This is a genomic window from Curtobacterium sp. UNCCL17, assembly GCF_000686685.1.
GTDB lineage: Bacteria > Actinomycetota > Actinomycetes > Actinomycetales > Microbacteriaceae > Curtobacterium > Curtobacterium flaccumfaciens.
In genome coordinates, this window is sequence record NZ_JMLI01000017.1 from 366,338 (window position 1) to 386,250 (window position 19,913).

Annotated in this window: 16 protein-coding genes and 2 tRNA genes; 14 read left to right on the forward strand and 4 right to left on the reverse strand. The window is 65.6% G+C overall.

Features of this window, described 5'->3' with window-relative positions; all coding sequences use genetic code 11:
- Positions 1-14 precede the first annotated feature (14 nt).
- The 8 genes from BR70_RS0101865 (at position 15) to BR70_RS23060 (ending at position 10,722) form a co-directional block, all read left to right on the forward strand.
- Entirely contained in the window at positions 15-3,038 is a 3,024-nt protein-coding gene (locus BR70_RS0101865; RefSeq protein ID WP_027464690.1) for an alpha-mannosidase, read from the forward strand.
- Positions 3,039-3,078: 40 nt separating this feature from the next.
- Positions 3,079-4,044, forward strand: coding sequence for an endo-beta-N-acetylglucosaminidase H (locus BR70_RS0101870; protein ID WP_027464691.1), 966 nt, complete (start codon positions 3,079-3,081; stop codon positions 4,042-4,044).
- A 378-nt stretch (positions 4,045-4,422) separates the two neighbouring features.
- A complete protein-coding gene (locus BR70_RS23055) occupies positions 4,423-4,791 on the forward strand; it encodes a hypothetical protein (protein ID WP_155896731.1) in 369 nt (122 codons plus the stop codon).
- A gap of 37 nt (positions 4,792-4,828) precedes the next feature.
- Entirely contained in the window at positions 4,829-5,119 is a 291-nt protein-coding gene (locus tag BR70_RS0101880) for a DUF1905 domain-containing protein (protein WP_027464693.1), read from the forward strand.
- Positions 5,120-5,495: 376 nt separating this feature from the next.
- On the forward strand, positions 5,496-6,860 hold the full coding sequence (locus BR70_RS22695) for an HsdM family class I SAM-dependent methyltransferase (protein WP_197019599.1): 1,365 nt from the start codon (positions 5,496-5,498) through the stop codon (positions 6,858-6,860).
- Positions 6,853-8,298, forward strand: coding sequence for a restriction endonuclease subunit S (locus tag BR70_RS22700; RefSeq protein WP_081827183.1), 1,446 nt, complete (start codon positions 6,853-6,855; stop codon positions 8,296-8,298). Before BR70_RS22695 ends, BR70_RS22700 begins: the two co-directional genes overlap by 8 nt.
- Positions 8,295-9,875, forward strand: coding sequence for an AAA family ATPase (locus BR70_RS22705; protein ID WP_081827184.1), 1,581 nt, complete (start codon positions 8,295-8,297; stop codon positions 9,873-9,875). Before BR70_RS22700 ends, BR70_RS22705 begins: the two co-directional genes overlap by 4 nt.
- Entirely contained in the window at positions 9,862-10,722 is an 861-nt protein-coding gene (locus BR70_RS23060) for an HNH endonuclease family protein (RefSeq protein WP_155896732.1), read from the forward strand. The genes BR70_RS22705 and BR70_RS23060 overlap by 14 nt, the downstream gene beginning before the upstream one ends.
- A 434-nt stretch (positions 10,723-11,156) precedes the next feature.
- Here BR70_RS23060 and BR70_RS0101890 read toward each other — a convergent pair.
- A tRNA-Gly gene (locus BR70_RS0101890) sits at positions 11,157-11,227 on the reverse strand.
- Between the two features lie 54 nt (positions 11,228-11,281).
- On the opposite strand from BR70_RS0101890, the gene BR70_RS0101895 reads away from it, so the two are divergent.
- The 5 genes from BR70_RS0101895 (at position 11,282) to BR70_RS0101920 (ending at position 14,574) form a co-directional block, all read left to right on the forward strand.
- The gene (locus BR70_RS0101895) at positions 11,282-11,557 is read left to right on the forward strand and encodes a hypothetical protein (RefSeq protein WP_027464694.1); all 276 of its coding nucleotides are present in this window, start codon (positions 11,282-11,284) and stop codon (positions 11,555-11,557) included.
- Positions 11,558-11,651: 94 nt separating this feature from the next.
- Positions 11,652-11,728, forward strand: a tRNA-Pro gene (locus BR70_RS0101905).
- Between the two features lie 53 nt (positions 11,729-11,781).
- Positions 11,782-13,089 carry a trigger factor gene (gene tig / locus BR70_RS0101910; RefSeq protein ID WP_027464695.1) on the forward strand — a complete coding sequence of 436 codons (1,308 nt, stop codon included), beginning with the start codon at positions 11,782-11,784 and terminating at the stop codon, positions 13,087-13,089.
- 169 nt (positions 13,090-13,258) lie between these two features.
- Entirely contained in the window at positions 13,259-13,888 is a 630-nt protein-coding gene (locus BR70_RS19040; RefSeq protein ID WP_035807635.1) for an ATP-dependent Clp protease proteolytic subunit, read from the forward strand.
- Positions 13,889-13,914: 26 nt separating this feature from the next.
- Entirely contained in the window at positions 13,915-14,574 is a 660-nt protein-coding gene (locus tag BR70_RS0101920; protein WP_027464696.1) for an ATP-dependent Clp protease proteolytic subunit, read from the forward strand.
- A gap of 63 nt (positions 14,575-14,637) precedes the next feature.
- Here the strand turns inward: BR70_RS0101920 and BR70_RS19045 are convergent, their stop codons facing one another.
- Both BR70_RS19045 and BR70_RS0101935 read right to left on the reverse strand, forming a co-directional pair.
- Positions 14,638-15,246: a copper resistance CopC family protein gene (locus BR70_RS19045; RefSeq protein WP_035807637.1), complete on the reverse strand. Its 609-nt coding sequence runs from the start codon at positions 15,244-15,246 to the stop codon at positions 14,638-14,640.
- 50 nt (positions 15,247-15,296) lie between these two features.
- Positions 15,297-16,025, reverse strand: a complete 729-nt coding sequence (locus tag BR70_RS0101935) for a YcnI family copper-binding membrane protein (RefSeq protein ID WP_027464697.1) — start codon at positions 16,023-16,025, stop codon at positions 15,297-15,299.
- 236 nt (positions 16,026-16,261) lie between these two features.
- On the opposite strand from BR70_RS0101935, the gene clpX reads away from it, so the two are divergent.
- A complete protein-coding gene (gene clpX, locus BR70_RS0101940; RefSeq protein WP_027464698.1) occupies positions 16,262-17,542 on the forward strand; it encodes an ATP-dependent Clp protease ATP-binding subunit ClpX in 1,281 nt (426 codons plus the stop codon).
- A 184-nt stretch (positions 17,543-17,726) separates the two neighbouring features.
- Here clpX and BR70_RS0101945 read toward each other — a convergent pair whose 3' ends face one another.
- Positions 17,727-19,751: a M3 family metallopeptidase gene (locus BR70_RS0101945; protein WP_027464699.1), complete on the reverse strand. Its 2,025-nt coding sequence runs from the start codon at positions 19,749-19,751 to the stop codon at positions 17,727-17,729.
- Positions 19,752-19,913 lie beyond the last annotated feature (162 nt).

The window sequence follows — 19,913 nt, forward strand, 5'->3', positions numbered from 1 at the left end:
CCCCGGAAGGCCCCATGCACGACGACATCCCCCTCACCACCGGACGCGCCCGACGGGTGCTCGACGAGCGGATCACCCCCGCGGTGCACGCGACCACGACGGCCCTCCAGGCCGCGTGGCACGAGCTGCCGGGGGAGCCGGTCCCGCCGACCGAGGGGCTCGCGCTCACGTTCGAGCCCTACGAGGTCGGCACTCCGTGGGGTGCGGCCTGGGGCACGACGTGGTTCCGGTTGACCGGGACCGTGCCGACCGAGTGGTCCGGACGCCGGGTGGAGGCCGTGATCGACCTCGGCTTCGACAAGAACATGCCCGGGTTCCAGTGCGAGGGACTCGTGTACCTGGCTGACGGCACCCCCGTGAAGTCGATCAACCCGCGCAACCAGTGGGTCCTGGTCACCGAGCGGGCCGAAGGCGGCGAGACCGTCGAACTGTTCGTCGAGGCCGCGTCGAACCCCGTCCTGCTCGACTACCACCCCTTCCTGCCGACGCAGGAGGGCGACGTGCAGACCTCGTCCTCGAAGCGCCTCTACGCCACCCGCCGGATGGAGCTCGCCGTCTTCGAGTCCGAGGTGCACGAACTCGCCCTCGACATCGACGTCCTGCTCGAACTGCAGGCCGAGCTGCCCGCCGGCCCCCGACGCATGCGGATCCTGCAGGCCCTCGACGACGCCCTCGACGCACTCGACCTGCAGCACATCCCGGAGACCGCCGGAGACGCCCGTGCGGCGCTCGCCGAGGTGCTGGCCGCTCCTGCCGAGGCCTCGGCGCACACGATCTCGGCCGTCGGGCACGCCCACATCGACTCCGCCTGGCTCTGGCCCGTGCGCGAGACCATCCGCAAGGTCGCCCGCACCACATCGACCATGACCGAGCTCATCGACCAGACCGACGACTTCCTGTACGGCATGTCGAGCGCGCAGCAGTACGCGTGGATCAAGGAGCACCGCCCCGAGGTCTACGCCCGGGTCAAGGCCGCGGTCGCGGCCGGCCGGTTCCTGCCGATCGGCGGCATGTGGGTCGAGTCCGACACCGTGATGCCGACCGGCGAGAGCATCGTCCGGCAGTTCTCGCAGGGCCAGCGGTTCTTCGAGCGCGAGTTCGGCATCCGGCCCAAGGGCGTCTGGCTGCCGGACAGCTTCGGGTACTCGCCGTCGCTGCCGCAGCTCATGCGCCGTGCGGGCTTCGAGTGGTTCTTCACGCAGAAGATCTCGTGGAACCAGGTCAACAAGTTCCCGCACCACACGTTCCTGTGGGAGGGCATCGACGGGTCGCGGGTGTTCTCGCACTTCCCGTCGATGGACACCTACAACTCGCGGTTGTCCGGCAGCGAGGTCGCGAAGGCCTCCCGCCAGTTCCGCGAGAACCGACTCGCGACCGGCTCGATCGCCCCGGTCGGCTGGGGCGACGGCGGCGGTGGCACCACCCGCGAGATGACCGGCACCGCAGCACGGTTGGCGGACCTCGAGGGCAGTGCGAAGGTCCGCTGGGAGCACCCGGACACGTTCTTCGACCGGGCGAAGTCCGAACTGACCGATCCGCCCGTGTGGGTGGGGGAGCTGTACCTCGAGCTGCACCGGGCCACGCTCACGTCGCAGCACGGCACGAAGCAGGGCAACCGCCGGTGCGAGCAGCTGCTCATCGAGGCCGAGCTCTGGGCCGCGACCGCCGCCGCCCGCACCGACTTCGCCTACCCCTACGACGAGCTCGACGCCCTGTGGCAGCAGGTCCTGCTCCAGCAGTTCCACGACATCCTGCCGGGCACCTCGATCGCGTGGGTGCACCGCGAAGCGGTCGAGCGGTACGCCGAGACGGCCGCAGCGCTGACCACGATCATCGACCAGGCGCTCTCGGCGCTCGCCGGCACCGGGGACGCGGCCGTCGTCGTGAACCCGGCCCCGTTCCTCCAGGCCGGTGCACCCGCGCAGGGCGCCGTCGTGGCGACCGACGTGGCGGCGGTGACCGCCGTGTCCCTGACCGAGCGGGACAGCGGGTACGTGCTGGCGAACGACCTGGTGCGGGTCGTCGTCGACGCGCAGGGGCTCGTGACGAGCGCCGTCGACCTGGCGAGCGGGCGCGAGGCGATCGCGGCAGGCCAGGCGGCGAACCTGCTGCAGCTGCACCAGGACTTCCCGAACATGTGGGACGCGTGGGACGTCGACCGGTACTACCGCAACCGCGTCGAGGACCTCGTGTCGACCGCCGGGCTGACCGCTTCGGTCGACGAGCCCGGGGTCGCACGGGTCGTCGTGTCCCGGGCGTTCGGTGATTCGACGGTGACGCAGGAGATCGTCCTGGCGCCGGGGTCCCGCACCCTGGAGTTCGACCAGGTGACCGACTGGCACGAGACCGAGAAGTTCCTCAAGGTGGCGTTCCCGCTCGACGTCCGCGCCGAGCACACCGTCGCCGAGACGCAGTTCGGCGCGCAGAAGCGGGTGACGCACACCAACACCTCGTGGGAGGCCGCGAAGTTCGAGACCTCGATGCACCGCTACGTGCTGGTGTCCGAGCCGGGCTTCGGTGTCGCGCTCGTGAACGACTCGATCCACGGCTTCGACACCACGCGCGACGCCGTCGACGGGCACGTCACCACCACCGTGCGGCTGTCGCTGCTGCGGGCACCGCGGTTCCCGGACCCCGAGACCGACCAGGGCGTGCAGACGCACCGGTACGGCATCGTCATCGGCACCGACCAGCTCGGAGCCACGTCGGCCGGCGTGCGGATGAACGCGGGCGCGCGGACCATCACGGGCGCGCACGGTTTCGAGCCGCTGGTGCAGGTGTCCGGCGACGTCGTGCTGTCGAGTGTCAAGCTCGCCGACGACCGGTCGGGCGACCTGGTCGTGCGCGTCTACGAGCCGTCCGGGCAGCGGGGGACCGGGGGCATCGCGGTCTCGGCCGACGAGGCGACCTTCGGCGCTGCCGTCGAGGTGACCCTGCTCGAGGAACCGCTCGGTGTCGCCGGGGCGTCGTCCGCCGCCGCGTCCTCGTTCGCCGTCGACGCCTACGAGGTCCGCACCTTCCGGTTCCCGCGCGCCTGACCGACTGACCGACCGACCGTCCCACCCAAGGAGGAACCACATGAAGCAGTCCACGAAGTTCAGCATCGCGACCGCACTGGTCGCCATGCTCGCGGCACCACTGGTGCCCGCCGCAGCATCTGCGGCGCCCTCCTCGTCCGGATCCAGCCACGGGCACGGGCACGGTGCGTCCCACGGTGGTGGGCAGGGTCACGGTCACCACGCTGCGCCCGCCAAGTCGGGGCCGACGAGCATCGCCTACGTCGAGGTGAACAACGACGAGCTCGCCAACGTCGGTCGGTACACGTTGGCGAACGGCGCGAACGCGTTCGACGTGGCGATCATCTTCGCCGCGAACATCAACTACGAGGACGGCAAGGCGGTCCTCTACAACAACGAGAACGTGCAGCGGACCCTCGACCAGGCCGCCACGCAGATCCGCCCGCTGCAGGCCAAGGGCATCAAGGTCACGCTCTCGGTGCTCGGCAACCACCAGGGCGCCGGCCTCGCGAACTTCCCGACGAAGGCCGCAGCGCGGGACTTCGCGGCGCAGGTCTCCGCGACGGTGAAGAAGTACGGACTCGACGGGGTGGACCTGGACGACGAGTACTCGGACTACGGCGTGAACGGTACCCCGCAGCCGAACCAGCAGTCCATCGGCTGGCTCATCAGTGCCCTGCGTGCGGACATGCCGGGCAAGATCATCTCGTTCTACGACATCGGCCCGTCGTCCGACGCCCTGAAGACCGCGAGCCCGTCGATCGGCGGGAAGCTCGACTACGCCTGGAACCCGTACTACGGCACCTACACGGCGCCGACGACCCCGGGCCTGCCGAAGTCGAAGCTGTCCGCCGCCGCGGTCGACATCCAGAACACCCCGCAGGCCACCGCGGTGTCGCTCGCACAGCGCACGAAGGCCGACGGGTACGGCGTCTTCATGACGTACAACCTGCCGGGAGGCGACGAGTCCGCCTACGTCTCCTCCTTCACCAAGGTGCTGTACGGACAGGCCGCGTCGTACCGCTGACGTCACCTCCCAGCGGCGACTCGCGCCCCGCGTGACCTGGCTCAAGCCTGGAAGCGCGGGCGCTTCCGTCCCGCCGGTCGCCCCCCGCTCCTGAACAGGGGCGGCTCGGTCACGGGTCTCCACAACGCTGCGGGACGCACCCGACCACGGCGTCGCTCCTCCCTACCGTCGAACGGGTGGAGGGGAGGTGGCAATGGTCGAACGAACCACGACATCCGCAGAAGGAGATCGAACAGGTCATGCGCACCGCCGAAGCGCGCGGATGCGTTTCGTGAAGGGAAGGAAGTACTACAAGGCGTACTGCCCGTGCGAGGAACACCTGCACACCGTCCACATGACGCCTTCGACCGCCTGTAATATTGCGCATCTGAAGTGTCGATGGAAGCGCTTGAGTTACTGGGACAGGAGAACGCCACGAAGTACCTAGTACGACTGGAGTGCACGGCTGCGCTCGACGAACCGGGCGACATCGCCGCCGACTTCGACGCCGTCGCGGATGCACTCTTCGATCTCGACGACGCGCACGACCAAGACCTGGCTGTCGATCTGCAGACCCGAACGCTGACCTTCTCGATCGGTGTCGTCGCCGACGACGAGTTCGGGGCGCTCGACCGTGCCCTCGGTGCGGTGCGGTGCGGTGCGGTGCGAACGGCTCTGCACGCTGCGGGTCGGGGGACGCCCGGTTGGGAGCGGCAGTACCGGATGCTGCGCCAAGAGGTCGAAGAGGAGCCGATCGGAGCCGTCTGACCGGCCCGCACTGGTGGCCGCGCCGTACGATCGCGGCGTGGAGGTCGAGTTCGACGGCGAGGTAATCGAATGGCGCGGGCCGGCGCCGTACTTCTATGCCGTCGTGCCGGCCGACGCCACCGAGGTCATCCACGAACTCGCCCCGTTCCTCACCTACGGCTGGGGAGTGATCCCGGCCCGAGTGACGATCGGCAACGTGACGTGGACGACCTCGCTCTTCCCGAAGGACGGCGGGTATCTCGTGCCGCTCCGGGCCGCCGAACGACGTCGTGCCGGGGTGGAGCTCGGTGACAGCCCGACCCTCACCCTCGAGTTCGCCGGCCCGTAGGACCCGCGGGGGAGCGGATCGTCTGCAGCGAGCTGGCGGTCGCCGGCGTCCTCATGATGTGCAACCTGCCAGGAGGCGACCAGTCCGCCTACGTCTCGTCCTTCGCGAACGTCTTGTAGGGCAGGTCGTGTCGTTCCGCTGACGTCGCGTCCCGGCCGCGGCTAGCGCGCCGTGCCTTCTGGCTCAGGCCTGGAGGCGCGGGGCGCGTCCATCCCGCTGAGCGAATGGATCGGTGTCCAGCACAGATCGAGAGCGGCGAAGTATCGCCGGACCTTAACGAACGGAGCGCGCTCGAGTGCCCTCAGGGTAGATTTACACGACTGACCGGTCTGGCTCGATGAGCGGTACACATGCGGCACACGCGGAGGAACAGCACTTGACAGAAGTAGGACGGATGCTCTGGCAGGGCTGTCACGTACTTCGCCACGAAGGCGTCGCTTACGACGAATACGTCGACCAGCTTTCATTGTTGCTATTTATTAAGATGAATTCTGAAGTTAGCAAGAAGCCGACGGGAGTACCCACCTGGAAGGACCTGATCGCGGTAGAGAGCGACCACCTCTTAGCGGCGTACGAGAGTCTGCTGGCTCGATTTGCCGCAGAGAAGGGGATTGTGGGTGAGATTTTCCATGGTGCCCGCAGCCGCTTCAGGTCACCCGATGGCCTTCAAGCGGTGCTTAAAATACTTGACAGCACGCATTGGAGCGACTTAGACCGCGACGTACAGGGCGAGGCGTTTGAGTACCTCCTCGAGCGGACGGCCACCGAAGGCAAACAAGGGGCAGGGCAGTACTTCACGCCTCGGCCTCTCGTAAAAGCTGTCGTTGCATGCCTCAGGCCTGGTGCGAAGCCGACTGATAAGGTGATCGCGGACCCCGCATCAGGAACCGGCGGATTTCTTGTCGAAGCCGTCCGTTTCTCTGGTTTCAGGTCGGGAACCACGGACGAACAATTCGATGTCGTCGGCAACGAGATCGTACCGCGAGTGCGGCGTATGGCGTTGATGAACCTTATTCTTCACGGGGTTCCGCATCCAAGCGTTGAACTTCGAGATGCCCTGTCGGACGAAGAATCAACTCAAGCCTACGACGTGGTGTTGGCGAATCCGCCGTTTGGTTCTCGCAGTGGCCTTCGGCCCTCAAGAAGCGATTTCTGGGTGCATACGGGTAACAAGCAGATTAACTTTGTTCAGCATATAAGTCTGAGTCTTCGCCCAGGGGGACGCGCAGCCATCATCCTGCCCGATAACTGCTTTTCCGGCGACCGGTCCAGCGTGCAACTCTGGGAGCGAATCTTTGCCCGCAATCGCGTACATACTATTCTGCGATTGCCTAAAGGCACGTTTGCACCGTATGCAGCAAGCGTCATGACGAACGTCGTCTTTCTGAATTCCGAGGAATCTGGGACGGATGAGACATGGATTTACGATGCAAGGGCAAACCTGAGGCAGCCCACCGGACGTTCACCGATCAACGAATCTGACTTAGCTGAGTTTGTTGACTGTTTCGGCCACGATCCCGACGGTGGAGCGCTTCGCACCGAACGAACTTCGAGCAACGGCCGTTGGGTGCGGCACACATCAAAGGAACTGCATGAACGTTCGTTTAAATTAGAACGTTCGATCGCGGGGCCGGAAATCGCCTACTCGGGTGACCTAGAGGCCTCGCTCGTAGCGGTGGAAGACGGATTGAAAGGCGCGCTACGAGCGGTCCGGGAACTTCGAAAGATCGGTCATGGTTGAGACACAAAAGCTCGGAGACATCGCTGAGATGCGATTGGGCCTGCAGGCCACGGTGCATACAGACGGTGTCATGCCAATGGTGCGCGTGGGGGACCTTCGCAACGTCATAGAGTGGCCAAACGTTGGTTTGACCGCGGCAGCCGGTGCGACGGAAGACGACCTAGCGTTGCGAGACGGGGACGTGTTGATCGCCCGGTCGGGAGACGGGTCCGTGGGCAATTCGGCGTTGGTGACCGATCCACCTCTTCCGACGACATTCGCCTCGTACGTGATACGAGTACGGCTTTCCACCTCCGTCGATCCACGCTTCTTTGCGTATTGGCTGAAGTCCGATGCGGGGAATCACCAGATTCGCGAGCGGATAGTCGGCTCTCCTATTTCGAATCTGAGCGTTGAGCGACTATCGACGATGATGGTTCCCGTTCCCTCTTTGGAGATACAGCGGAGGATCGGTCAGGAAGCACACGATGGATACTTGCTTGTGCAGCGCGCGAAGGAATCGGTTGCTGCGGCGTCAGCAAGGGTTTCCGAGATCCGCATTGCGTCGCATCCCATTTGGGCGCAACTTCAAAGCACGAACGTCGAAGTGATGCCGCTCTCCGAAATCACAAGAAATCGCGATAGGGATCGCGTCGCGCTCAACGCAGCGACTCGCCGAGATCGACCGGGCGGAACCCCATACTATGGCGCGTCCGGGGTCATTGACAGGGTAAGCGGGCATACGCATCGCGGTGAGCATGTGCTCGTATCTGAAGACGGTAATAACCTCCGCACCAGGCGCCTTCCAATTGCATTTGTGGCGGATGGGGAGTTTTGGGCAAATAACCATGTACACGTGCTGGACCCCGACATCACGAAGGTGTCAGCAGCCTACGTCGCGCTTGCGATTGACGCGCAGGATCTGAGTCCGCTACTTACCGGTAGTGCTCAGCCTAAACTGAATCAACGCTCGTTGAATGGGCTCAGCATAATGGTACCGAGCCTGCCTCAGCAAGCTCATATCGTAGAGCGATGTAATCGTTTCCTAGAGCAGGTCGCCGAAATGGCGAGTCTCTGCAAAGATGCTGAGACCGCAATTGAAGACGCTTGGCGAGGGCTTCTTCGGCGGCACTATAACGACGCGTCCGAGGCGGGGGAACGATCGAATTTGGAAGAAGCAGAGGCCCAAGTCCGGGTATGGCTTGATCGCATTCGGGACCTGAATCTCCGACCCACTAACGAGACGATTCTAGGGAAGGCTCCGCAGAGGTTGGATGAAGTGCCGGATGGATTTGTTTCAATTGAAGTGGCTTTCGATCAGTTCCGAAGTCAATCGGATTCCGAGGACCTGGACGACTCAGTCGACAGTTTTTTCGACTGGGTTCGTTATAAACTTGCTCAAGAAGATGCTGTTCTGGAGAAGAAGAACGGGAAAACGTATATAAGGATCGAGTCGTGAGAGTCGAGCGCGTTTGGATCGAACGTTTCAAGAACCTGCGGGAATTCACGGTCGATTTCGACGCAAGCCATGCCATAACGACGATCGTGGGTCGGAATGGGGCTGGGAAGTCAAATTTGATCGAGGCAATCGCAATCATCTTCAGAGATCTTGATGCAATGACGGCGACAGCGTTTGCGTACGACATTCGCTTTCATATTCGAGGCGATGTCGTCGAAGTTGAAAATCGACCCGAACGTCGGCAGGCGAGACAGGTGAGAGTGAATGGTGAGCGAAGTTCTCTATCCAAGCTACACGATGACGTCGGCGGAATTCGCAGATTACCTGACTTTGTATTCGGTTATTATTCAGGGCCCACCAATAGGCTGAAGCGCCATTTTGACCGACATCAGGCCGCGTTCAACCGTTCTCTCCGGGATGGGGAAGAGCTACCGTTGCGTAGGTTGTTCTATGCGAAGCCCGAGCATAGTCAGTTTGTCCTGCTAGCATTCTTCCTGGCCGCGGACCAGGAATTGGCGGCCAGATTCTTGAGGGACACCCTGCGTATCGAGGGCTTCGATTCGGCTATCTTCGCTATTGGACAGCCGGAGTGGAAGGCCAAGGGTGGAGATGAGCGATTCTGGAATGCGCGCGGCGCTGTCGCTTCGCTACTCGAACGACTTCTCGATTTGTCGCTAGCAGAGTTACGCTTGAACGTTCCGTCTTCCGGCGGTGACGGCTCTCGCCGTAGTCGTGAGCAGGTGTACCTGTATCTGCCTAGCCTCGAGAGCCTTCGTGGGCTTTCCGAGGCATATAACGGCAGCCCCCAAGAGCTATTTGCCGCTTTCGAAAGCATTTTGGCCGCTGAGCTGCTGGCCGACCTACGGGTGCGAGTTCGTGCTCGAGGGATGGACGGCTCTCTTACTTTTCGAGAGTTGAGTGAAGGAGAACAGCAGCTGCTTGTTGTCCTGGGCCTCTTGAGATTCACTAAAGAAAGCGAATCGCTCTTTCTCCTTGACGAACCAGATACACATCTGAATCCGGCTTGGAGTATATACTATACCGAAATGCTGCTCGAGCATTCAGGAAATGGTCTGGATTCTGGTCAAATCCTGATGGCTTCGCACGATCCGTTGGTGGTCGCCGGTCTTGTGGCGGCGCAGGTGGTTATGCTTCGCCGAGACGACGACTCCGGTCACGTTGTGGCACAAACGCCTGAGAATGACCCGCGCGGCATGGGTGTCGCCGGATTGCTGACAAGCGAAATCTATGGCCTAGCTTCTGATCTGGATCCAATAACTTTCGCCAAAGTACAACGGCGTCGGTGGTTGGCCTCTGCGGATTGGGAAGATTTGGATGGTGTTGAACGCGCCGAGCTCCGCAAGCTTACCGCGGATCTCGAGCTTCTCGATTTCGCCTTCACCACGCGGGATCCGCTTTACACCGAGTTCGAGCGTGCCATGGCGCAGCGCAGTGACTCTTCCCGTCAGGTGCTCCTGCCGGACCAGGTTGCGGCTCGGCGAGAGACGGCAGGAGAAGTGTTGAGTCAGCTACTTGATGACCCAGACACGCAAGGAACGCCAAATGCGTTACATTGACGTCTCCTCCATTCGCTTGCCAGAGGGTTGGGATGCGCGAGCCAGCGTTGCACTCGGTGAGGTAGCAGCGGCCTACGGCGAGTCTGGTATTGATGCAGCTCGGGCGGTGATGGCGCAGAAAGGACCTATCTGGTCGTCTGTAGCGGAAGCGCTGCGTGTCGTGAGTCATTCCAAGTGCTGGTACTGCGAATCCTACCAATCGCGATCAGATATGCCGGTTGATCATTTCCGACCCAAGAACGCAGTGTTTGAAAGCCAGGGGCACCCAGGATATTGGTGGCTGGCCTACGACTGGACGAATTATAGGTTGAGCTGTACATTCTGCAACAGTCGGAGAATAGACCGTCAACGAAATAGTTCTGGGGGCAAGGGCACGCACTTTCCTCTCGTGGAGGAAGCGGATCGCGTACATGCCCCTAATGGTGACGTCGAGGAGGAGGCGCCGATTCTTCTTGACCCAGCGGCACCTGGCGACTCCGGATTACTCTATTTCGATAGCTTGGGAAAGGTTGTCCCGCATCCTCGTGCTGCTCCGGTTGGTTCTATTGCGGAAGAGCGCGCGGCCTCCAGTATTCAGTTGCTTCACCTTAACCACCAGGGTATTACGGAGCAACGAAAGAAGCTCAATGGTGAACTTGGGCGAGCTTTGAAGCAAGCCGCCCGCAATCTGTCGGAATTCCAGGCTGGTTCCCCGAAATCAGTAAGTGATTTCGATCCCGCGATGCTGACCTTGCGTAATGCCTTGCTGGAAAGTGCGCCGCTATCTGCGAGCGCTCGGGCATTCTTGCGCGGCCGCCGGGCGGATAGTGAGGAGGTGGCCACCGTCCTGGATATGCTCTTCGTCTGAGGTCTCGATAGTGTGCGTGCTTGCGAATGATGGCCGAACGGCTTGTCGCGAGGCTGCGGGCTGACGGCTACGGACGCTCGATCAGCGCGGCCTCTCTCCGTCCTTTTTCTCCGCCGTGCCGTCGGACGCCGAGGTCCTCCCCGGCCTCACGCCGACACTCTCTTGCTGTTGGGGAGTGAGTCCCGCCGCGTGGCAGATACGCTCTGTGACTCAGATGACCCCGTCTCTTCCGAAGGGCTTCGGGTGCCTCGTATCTCTCCAGCGGGCCACGAGCCTACGAACCTGGACGCCCCGCAGATCAGGTTGTAGCTCGGCGGTCTCTGAACAAGGACTACGCGTGCGTGTCCGCTGGCGGCGGGGCTGATCGCTCGGTGCGCCGGAACAACCCCGTATTGAGCGTGAAACCGGGCGCCAGCTAGACAGGCGAAGGAGAGAGGGGATGACGGGAATCGAACCCGCGTAGCCAGTTTGGAAGACTGGGGCTCTACCATTGAGCTACATCCCCGCGCCTGCGCACCAGGCGCAGCCCGACCATGGTAGCGGACGAACGAGCACCGACATGCCGACGCGCGTCATCCCGAAGCCGGACGCCGGTGCGGAGCGCACCATCCGCTGGTCGCGGGTGGTCTCTTACGCGCTGGTGGTCCTCGCCGCCGCGGTCCTGTCCCTGCGCCCCGACCTGTTCGGCGACCCGCAGTCGCAGCCCGCGCACGCACTGCTGCACGTCTGGCGGATCGTCGTCGGACTGTTGCTCGCGGTGGCCGCCCTCGGGGTCCAGGTGGCCGTCGGGATCCGGTGGCGGCGGGGTCTGCGACGCGCCGCGGAGGACGACTGAGCAACCCCCGGGAACAGCGCGCCGTCGGACCGCTAGACTCACCGGGGTCGCATGCGCCCCTCAGCGTGCGCGGCTGATCCCTGGCACGAAGCAACGGGGCGTAGCTCAGCTTGGTAGAGCGCCCGCTTTGGGAGCGGGAGGTCGCAGGTTCAAATCCTGTCGCCCCGACCAGGTCCTCCGAGCACCACCGACCACACGAACGTCAACCAACAGGAGAACATCCCTTGGCCACCAGCACCGTCGACAAGGTGAGCGACACCCGCGTCAAGCTCACCGTGAACGTGACGCCGGACGATCTCAAGCCGAGCATCGACCACGCCTACAAGCACATCGCCGAGCAGATCAACATCCCCGGCTTCCGCAAGGGCAAGGTCCCGCCGGCGATCGTCGACCAGCGCGTCGGCCGCGGCGAGGTCCTGAACCACGCCGTCGGTGACGCCATCGACAACTTCTACCGCCAGGCGGTCGAAGAGCAGGAGCTGCGCATCCTCGGCCGTGCCGAGGCCGACGTCGCCGAACTGCCGAACGTCGCGGACTTCACCGGCGACCTCGTCCTCACCTTCGAGGTCGACGTCCGCCCCGAGTTCGACCTGCCGGACTACTCCTCCTACGAGCTCACCGTCGACGCCGTCGAGGTCTCGGACGACGAGATCGAAGAGGAGCTGCAGAACCTCCGCACCCGCTTCGGCACGCTCGTGACGGTCGACCGTCCGGCGAAGACCGGCGACTTCGCGCAGATCGACCTCACCGCCAGCATCGGCGACGACGAGGTCGACTCGGCCACCGGCGTCTCCTACGAGATCGGCTCCGGCGACCTGCTCGAGGGCATCGACGAGGCGCTCGAGTCCCTGACCGCCGGTGAGTCGACGACCTTCGAGTCGAAGCTCGTCGGTGGCGACCGCGAGGGCGAGACCGCCCAGATCGCCGTCACCGTCACCGCCGTCAAGGAGCGCGAGCTCCCCGAGGCCGACGACGAGTTCGCCCAGATCGCCAGCCAGTTCGACACCATCGACGAGCTCAAGGCTGACCTCAAGGAGCAGATCGCGAAGTCCAAGACCTTCGGTCAGGGCGCCGCGGCTCGCGACAAGCTCGTCGAGAAGCTCACCGAGGACGTCAACATCCCGATCTCGGAGCAGCTCATCGCCGACGAGGTGCACCGTCACCTCGAGCAGGAGAACCGCCTCGAGGACGAGGAGCACCGCAAGGAGGTCTCCGAGTCCAGCGAGACCGCCTTCCGCTCGCAGATCCTCCTCGACGCGATCGCCGAGAAGGAAGAGATCCAGGTCTCGCAGGAGGAACTGACCCAGTACCTCATCCAGGCCGCCGCGCAGTACGGCATGGAGCCGGCCGAGTTCATCAAGGTCATCGACCAGAACGGCCAGATCCCCGGCATGGTCGGCGAGGTCGCCCGTTCGAAGGCGGTCGCGACCGTCCTGTCCAAGGTGACCGTCAAGGACACCAACGGCGACGCAGTCGACCTGTCCGCCTTCACGGCGGGCGTCGCGCAGGAGCCGGCAGGGGACGCCGAGTAACGATCTCGACGCCACCAGCATGCAAGACGGGAGGCACGGTGCCAGCTGGCACCGTGCCTCCCGTCTCGTGTTTTCCGCACCACCGCATTGCTGTCGGCGAACAGACGAGAACTGGTGCGTTGCACCCGATAAGTTCGACAACAAGCGACAACTGAACGGGAGCTTTTCCATGGCCGAAGCAACACTGAACCCCAGTGTTTTTGACCGCCTTCTGAGAGACCGGATCGTGTGGCTCGGCTCCGAGGTCCGCGACGACAACTCGAACGAGATCGCAGCCAAGCTGCTGCTGCTCGCCGCCGAGGACCCTGAGAAGGACATCTACCTCTACATCAACTCGCCCGGTGGTTCGATCACCGCCGGCATGGCGATCTACGACACGATGCAGTTCGTCCCGAACGACATCGTCACCGTGGGCATCGGCCTCGCCGCGTCGATGGGACAGTTCCTGCTGTCCTCCGGCACGCCCGGCAAGCGCTACATCACGCCGAACGCGCGCGTGCTGCTCCACCAGCCGTCCGGTGGCTTCGGCGGCACCGCTGCCGACATCCAGACGCAGGCCAAGGTCATCCTCGACATGAAGCAGCGCATGGCGGAGCTCACGGCCGAGCAGACCGGCAAGTCGGTCGAGCAGATCCTCAAGGACAACGACCGCGACAACTGGTTCACGGCGCAGGAAGCACTCGAGTACGGCTTCGTCGACCACCTCCGCGCCTCGAGCGCCGAGGTCATCGGCGGTGGTGGGACCGTCGGCGACGGCGAGACGCCCACCAGCGCAGCCGAGCCCGACGCCCAGTCCTGATCACCACCGAAGAAAAGGAAACGAGAATGCATCTCCCCATGCTCGGTGGCGCGCAGAACGTCCCGGCTCCGTCCAATCGGTACATCCTGCCGAGCTTCGAAGAGCGCACGGCCTACGGCTACAAGCGCCAGGACCCGTACGCCAAGCTGTTCGAGGACCGCATCGTGTTCCTCGGCGTGCAGGTCGACGATGCGTCGGCTGACGACGTCATGGCCCAGCTGCTCGTGCTCGAGTCGATGGACCCCGATCGCGACATCGTGATGTACATCAACTCGCCCGGTGGCTCGTTCACCGCGATGACGGCGATCTACGACACGATGCAGTACATCCGTCCGCAGATCCAGACGGTCTGCCTCGGCCAGGCTGCCTCGGCCGCGTCGGTGCTGCTCGCCGGTGGCACCCCCGGCAAGCGCCTCGCGCTGCCGAACGCCCGTGTGCTGATCCACCAGCCCGCGACCCAGCAGGGTGGCGGTCAGGCGTCCGACATCGAGATCCAGGCGGCGGAGATCCTCCGCATGCGCACCTGGCTCGAGGAGACGCTGTCGAAGCACTCCAACAAGACGCCGGAGGAGATCAACCACGACATCGAGCGCGACAAGATCATGTCCGCGCAGGAAGCCGTGGAGTACGGCCTGATCGACCAGGTCCTCACCAGCCGCAAGAACCTGCCGGCGCTCGTCAAGTAGCACCAGCAGGAACGACGAAGGCCCCGCACCGAACGGTGCGGGGCCTTCGTCGTTGCGCGGTGGTCAGTCCTCGGTGTCGTCGGATTCCGGGGCCGGCTTGCGGCGCAGGAGCAGCAGCACCGCGACGACCACCCCGACCAGCACGACGCCACCGGCGCCGATCCAGATCGCGTCGGACGCCGCCGAGTCGCTCGACCCCGAGGCGGTGCCGGTGGTGGTGTCCGAGCCGGCGTCGTCGTCAGCAGCGGTGGCGCAGGTCGGGGGCTTCGCCGCACCCGAGGCCGGGGTGAAGCCCGACGGCGCCTTCCAGGTGAAGGGGTACTCGTCGGACACGGTGTGCCCGTCGGCGGAGACGATCTGCCACTCGACGGTGTACTTGCCGGATGCGCCGAGTGCGGCGGTCGTGGTCATCGACGGCCCCTCGACGTCGACGCACCCGTCCTCGTAGTACCGGCCGTCGGGGCCGACGATGCGGAACGCGAAGCCCGACCCCGAGTCGCCGATGTCGAGCAGCCTGTCGTTCGTCGTGATGTCGAACGTCTTCGGCAGCTCGGTCAGGGTGCCGCCGACCTCCGGGTCGGACGAGATCAGGTAGTTGTGCGCGCTGGCCGGACCGGCGAGCCCGAGGACCGCGCCACCGGCGATCGCGACGGCCGCGGCGGTCCCGGCCACGAGCCTCCAGGCAGAGGACCGGGGCCGGGGCCGACGCGAGCCGCGCTGTGTCACTTGGCGGAGCTCCGACGACGCGTGCCGGCGACGGCGACGACCAGGGCGACGGCGCCGAGCACCAGGCCGCCGAGGCCGAGGAAGCGACCGACCAGGTCGGGGTCGCTCGAGGCGGTCGTGCCGGCGGCCACGGCCGACGGTGTCGCGGCGATCGGGTCACCGTCGTCGTCCGTCGCCTCGGCGGCGGTCAGCGTGATCGAGGGGGCCGGGTGCTCGGGCTCGGCTTCGCCGGCCTTCTGCTCCTGGTTCCACTCGACGCTGCCCTTCTCGCAGGTCTGGATCGCGGGGAACTCGACGAGGTCACCGGCCTTGCCGTCCGGCAGCGAGAACGAGAGCGCGAAGGTGTCGCGCTCGTCGGCGGGCAGGGGGGTCTTCGCGGTGTACGTGACGCTGGTGACGCGTTCGGCGGCCGTCTCGGCGTGGTCCTCGGCCGATGCCGAGGCCGACGGGTCGGTGTAGGGCTCGGTCGCCTTCGTGATCGTCCAGTTCGGGTTCACGGTGGGCGTGACCTCGATGACGGACTCCGGCACCTGGAACTGGATCTTCGTCGTGGGCGAGCCGTCGCAGCCGTGCGGGACCGAGAAGGTCGCCGTGGTGTACGAGTTCGCTGCGGTCGACGTGGCCGTGGCGGACACGTGTGCGCTGGCCGCCGTGGCGCTGCCGAGGACGATGACGGCTGCGACACCGAGGGTGACGGCGCCGCCGGCGGCGAGACGCTTCTGCATGGGGTTCCTTCCGGGGTGGTTCTGCACCTGCTGTTCTACAAGATGTAGAGAAGTCCGGATCACCGTAGCAGGCTCGCACGCCCTGGGCGAACGCGCGGGCGGATTCCGGAGGGGCATCGCGGTCGGTGTCACCGGTTGCGGTTAGGCTCGTGTCCACGACGAGGTGCCCACCAGCAGCGGTGCACCAGCGGTGGTGCGACAGCGCGGCCGGCATGTCCAATCAGGGAGGCACGGGAATGGCACGCATCGGAGAGAGCGGCGATCTCCTCAAGTGCTCGTTCTGCGGCAAGAGCCAGAAGCAGGTCCAGCAGCTCATCGCCGGACCGGGCGTCTACATCTGCGACGAGTGCGTCGAGCTCTGCAACGAGATCATCGAGGAACGTCTGGCCGAAGCCGGCGAGGACACCTCGAGCGGGGACTTCGAACTGCCCAAGCCGCGGGAGATCTTCGACTTCCTGCAGGAGTACGTCATCGGGCAGGACCCGGCGAAGCGCGCCCTCGCCGTGGCCGTCTACAACCACTACAAGCGCATCCGGGCGCAGGGGCAGATCACCGCCGCCGAAGACCGCGACGACATCGAGATCGCCAAGTCGAACATCCTGCTCATCGGCCCGACCGGCTGCGGCAAGACGTACCTGGCGCAGACGCTGGCCAAGCGTCTCAACGTGCCGTTCGCCGTCGCGGACGCCACCGCCCTGACCGAGGCCGGCTACGTCGGCGAGGACGTCGAGAACATCCTCCTCAAGCTCATCCAGGCCGCCGACTACGACGTGAAGCGCGCCGAGACCGGCATCATCTACATCGACGAGGTCGACAAGATCGCCCGCAAGGCCGAGAACCCGTCGATCACGCGCGACGTCTCGGGCGAAGGCGTGCAGCAGGCGCTGCTCAAGATCCTCGAGGGCACGGTCGCCTCGGTCCCGCCGCAGGGCGGCCGCAAGCACCCGCACCAGGAGTTCATCCAGATCGACACGACGAACGTGCTGTTCATCGTGGCGGGTGCGTTCGCCGGGCTCGAGGACATCGTGTCCTCGCGCGTCGGCAAGCGCGGGATCGGCTTCGGGGCACCCCTGCACAGCGCGACCGACCACCAGGACCTGTACTCCGAGGTGCTGCCGGAAGACCTGCACAAGTTCGGTCTGATCCCCGAGTTCATCGGTCGTCTGCCCGTCGTCACCACGGTGTCGCAGCTCGACCAGGCAGCGCTCATGCAGATCCTGACCGAGCCGAAGAACGCGCTGGTGAAGCAGTACCAGCGGATGTTCCAGATCGACGGCGTCGAGCTCGAGTTCGACCAGGGTACGCTCGAGGCCATCGCAGACCTCGCGGTGCTGCGCCAGACGGGCGCCCGCGGGCTCCGGGCGATCCTCGAAGAGGTCCTCGGCCCGGTGATGTTCGACGTCCCGTCCGACGACGACGTCGCCCGCGTGGTGATCACCCGCGAGTCCGTGCTCGAGAACGCGGCGCCGACGATCGTGCCGCGGCCCCGGGCCAAGCGCGTCGAGAAGTCGGCGTAGTCCGCTTCGTCGTCTTCAGCACGAAGGCCCGCACCGTGATCGGTGCGGGCCTTCGTCGTTCGTGCCGTGCCGTGCCGTGCCGTCCGGCGCGGGAGCGCTGCGCACAACCAAAGTCACCCCGAACAACGCGGTTGCGCGGTTCGGGGTGACTTTGGTTGTGCGTACGGTGCCCGCGCCGCCGCGCCTACTCCAGCCCGCGGCGCCGCAGCAGCGGGCCGACCTCGGCGTCGCGGCCGCGGAAGTCCCGGTACGCCTCGAGCGGGTCCTTCGCCCCGCCGACCCCGAGCAGGCGTTCCGCGAAGCGTCGACCAGCTGCACGGTCCAGCCCGCCGTTGTCGCGGAACCACTCCACGGTGTCGGCGTCGAGCACCTCGGACCAGATGTACCCGTAGTACCCGGCGTCGTACCCGCCCGAGAACGTGTGCGCGAAGTACGTCGACGAGTAGCGCGGCGGCACGGCCTCGACGGCGATGCCGGCGGACTCCAACGCCGAACGCTCGAAGTCCTCGACGGACGTCACCGCTGCGGCTTCGGCTGCCGAGAGCCGGTGCCACGCCTGGTCGAGCAGTGCGGCGGCGAGGTACTCGGTCGTGCCGAAGCCCTCGTTGAACCCCTCGGACTCGCTGAGCCCCAGGACGAGCTCGGGCGGCAGGGGTGCTCCGGTCTCGTGGTGCTTCGCGTAGTTCGCCAGCACGGACGGCCACGACAGCCACATCTCGTTCACCTGGCTCGGGAACTCGACGAAGTCCCGCTCGACGTTCGTGCCGGAGAACCGCGGGTAGGTGGTGTGGGCGATGAGACCGTGCAGGGCGTGGCCGAACTCGTGGAAGAGCGTCTCGACCTCGTCCTGGATGAGCAGGGTGGGGGATCCGGGGGACGGCTTCGCGACGTTGAGGTTGTTGACCACGACGGGCAGGGTGCCGAGCAGCTCGGACTGCTCGACGACCGGGTTCATCCACGCACCGCCACGCTTGCCGTCACGCGTGTAGAGGTCGAGCAGGTACAGCCCCACCGGCTCGCCGTCGTCGCCGGTGACCTCGAAGACCCGGACCTCGTCGTTGTAGCCGTGCAGGTCCGGGCGCTCGGTGAAGGTCAGACCGTACAGGGCGCCGGCGGCGTGGAAGACCCCGTCGTGCAGGACCCGGTCGGCCTCGAAGTACGGGCGGAGCGCGGTGCTGTCCGCGGCGAACTGCTCGCCTCGGAGGATCTCGGTGGCGTACGCCCAGTCCCACGACTCGATGTCGAACCCGACCGTGCGCGACCGGACCGCGCGCTCGTCGTCGGCGTTCCGTGCCGCGGCGCCGACGAGCGAGGACAGCAGCCCGTCCACGGCCTCGGGGGTCTTCGCCGTCTCGTCGGCGGTGACCACGGCGGCGTGGTTCGGGAACCCGAGCAGCTCGGCGCGCTCGGCGCGGAGCCGGACGATGCGGAGGAGCACGTCGCGGTTGTCGTACTCGTTGCCGCGACGACCGCGGGCGAGCGAGGCGCGCATGATGCGCTCGCGCAGGCCACGGTTCGCCAGTGACGACAGCCACGGGTGTCCGGTGTAGAGCGGCAGCGTGATGAGCCAGCCGTCGAGGCCCCGGTCGGCAGCAGCGGCGGCCGCGGCGGACTTCGCCCCGTCGTCGAGCCCCTCGAGCTCGTCCTCGTTCGTCACGTGCACGGCGGAGTCGTTGGTGTCCTCGAGCAGGTTCCGCTCGAAGGTCGTCGTGAGGGTCGAGAGCTCCTGGTTGATCGCGGTCAGGCGCTCCTTGCCCGCGTCGTCGAGGCCTGCGCCCGCCAGGGTCATCTCGGCGTGGGTCCGCTCGACCAGGCGCAGCGCCTCACCGGTCAGCCCGGCGGCCTCGGCACCGCCCCGCACCTCCTGCACGCGGGCGTACAGGCGAGAGTCGAGCGTGATCGCGTCGCGGTGGGCGGCGAGGAGCGGGGAGACTTCGGCCTCGAGGTCGTGCAGCTCCGGGGTCGAGTCGGCCGACGACAGCGTGAAGAACACGTGGCTGACGCGGGTCAGCAGCTGACCGGATCGCTCGAGTGCGACCAGGGTGTTCTCGACCGTCGGGGCGTGCGGGTCGGTGGCGATGGCCTCGACCTCGGCGCGCTGCTCGGCCATGCCGGCCTCGAACGCCGGTCGGTAGTGCTCGAGTCGCACGTCGCCGAAGGGCGGCAGGGCGGAGGGGAGGGTGCTCGGGACGTCGAACGGGGTTGCCATCTGCCCACCCTATGCACGGGTGCTGGAGTCCGTTCCTTCCCATGACACCCGGACTGGGAAGCGGAATCGGGCGTACCTGGTCGAAAGAACCGACCCGGTACGCCCGGAACGACCAGGTACGCCCGGAACGGCCCGGCGAGCGCACCCGCGCCCGGCGCGACC

Coding starts and splice junctions, on each gene's coding strand:
- BR70_RS0101865 (WP_027464690.1), top strand. CDS start 15: ATGCACGACGACATCCCCCTCACCACCGGACGCGCCCGACGGGTGCTC.
- BR70_RS0101870 (WP_027464691.1), top strand. CDS start 3,079: ATGAAGCAGTCCACGAAGTTCAGCATCGCGACCGCACTGGTCGCCATG.
- BR70_RS23055 (WP_155896731.1), top strand. CDS start 4,423: ATGGAAGCGCTTGAGTTACTGGGACAGGAGAACGCCACGAAGTACCTA.
- BR70_RS22700 (WP_081827183.1), top strand. CDS start 6,853: ATGGTTGAGACACAAAAGCTCGGAGACATCGCTGAGATGCGATTGGGC.
- BR70_RS23060 (WP_155896732.1), top strand. CDS start 9,862: ATGCGTTACATTGACGTCTCCTCCATTCGCTTGCCAGAGGGTTGGGAT.
- BR70_RS0101895 (WP_027464694.1), top strand. CDS start 11,282: ATGCCGACGCGCGTCATCCCGAAGCCGGACGCCGGTGCGGAGCGCACC.
- BR70_RS19040 (WP_035807635.1), top strand. CDS start 13,259: ATGGCCGAAGCAACACTGAACCCCAGTGTTTTTGACCGCCTTCTGAGA.
- BR70_RS0101920 (WP_027464696.1), top strand. CDS start 13,915: ATGCATCTCCCCATGCTCGGTGGCGCGCAGAACGTCCCGGCTCCGTCC.
- BR70_RS0101935 (WP_027464697.1), bottom strand. CDS start 16,025: ATGCAGAAGCGTCTCGCCGCCGGCGGCGCCGTCACCCTCGGTGTCGCA.
- clpX (WP_027464698.1), top strand. CDS start 16,262: ATGGCACGCATCGGAGAGAGCGGCGATCTCCTCAAGTGCTCGTTCTGC.
- BR70_RS0101945 (WP_027464699.1), bottom strand. CDS start 19,751: ATGGCAACCCCGTTCGACGTCCCGAGCACCCTCCCCTCCGCCCTGCCG.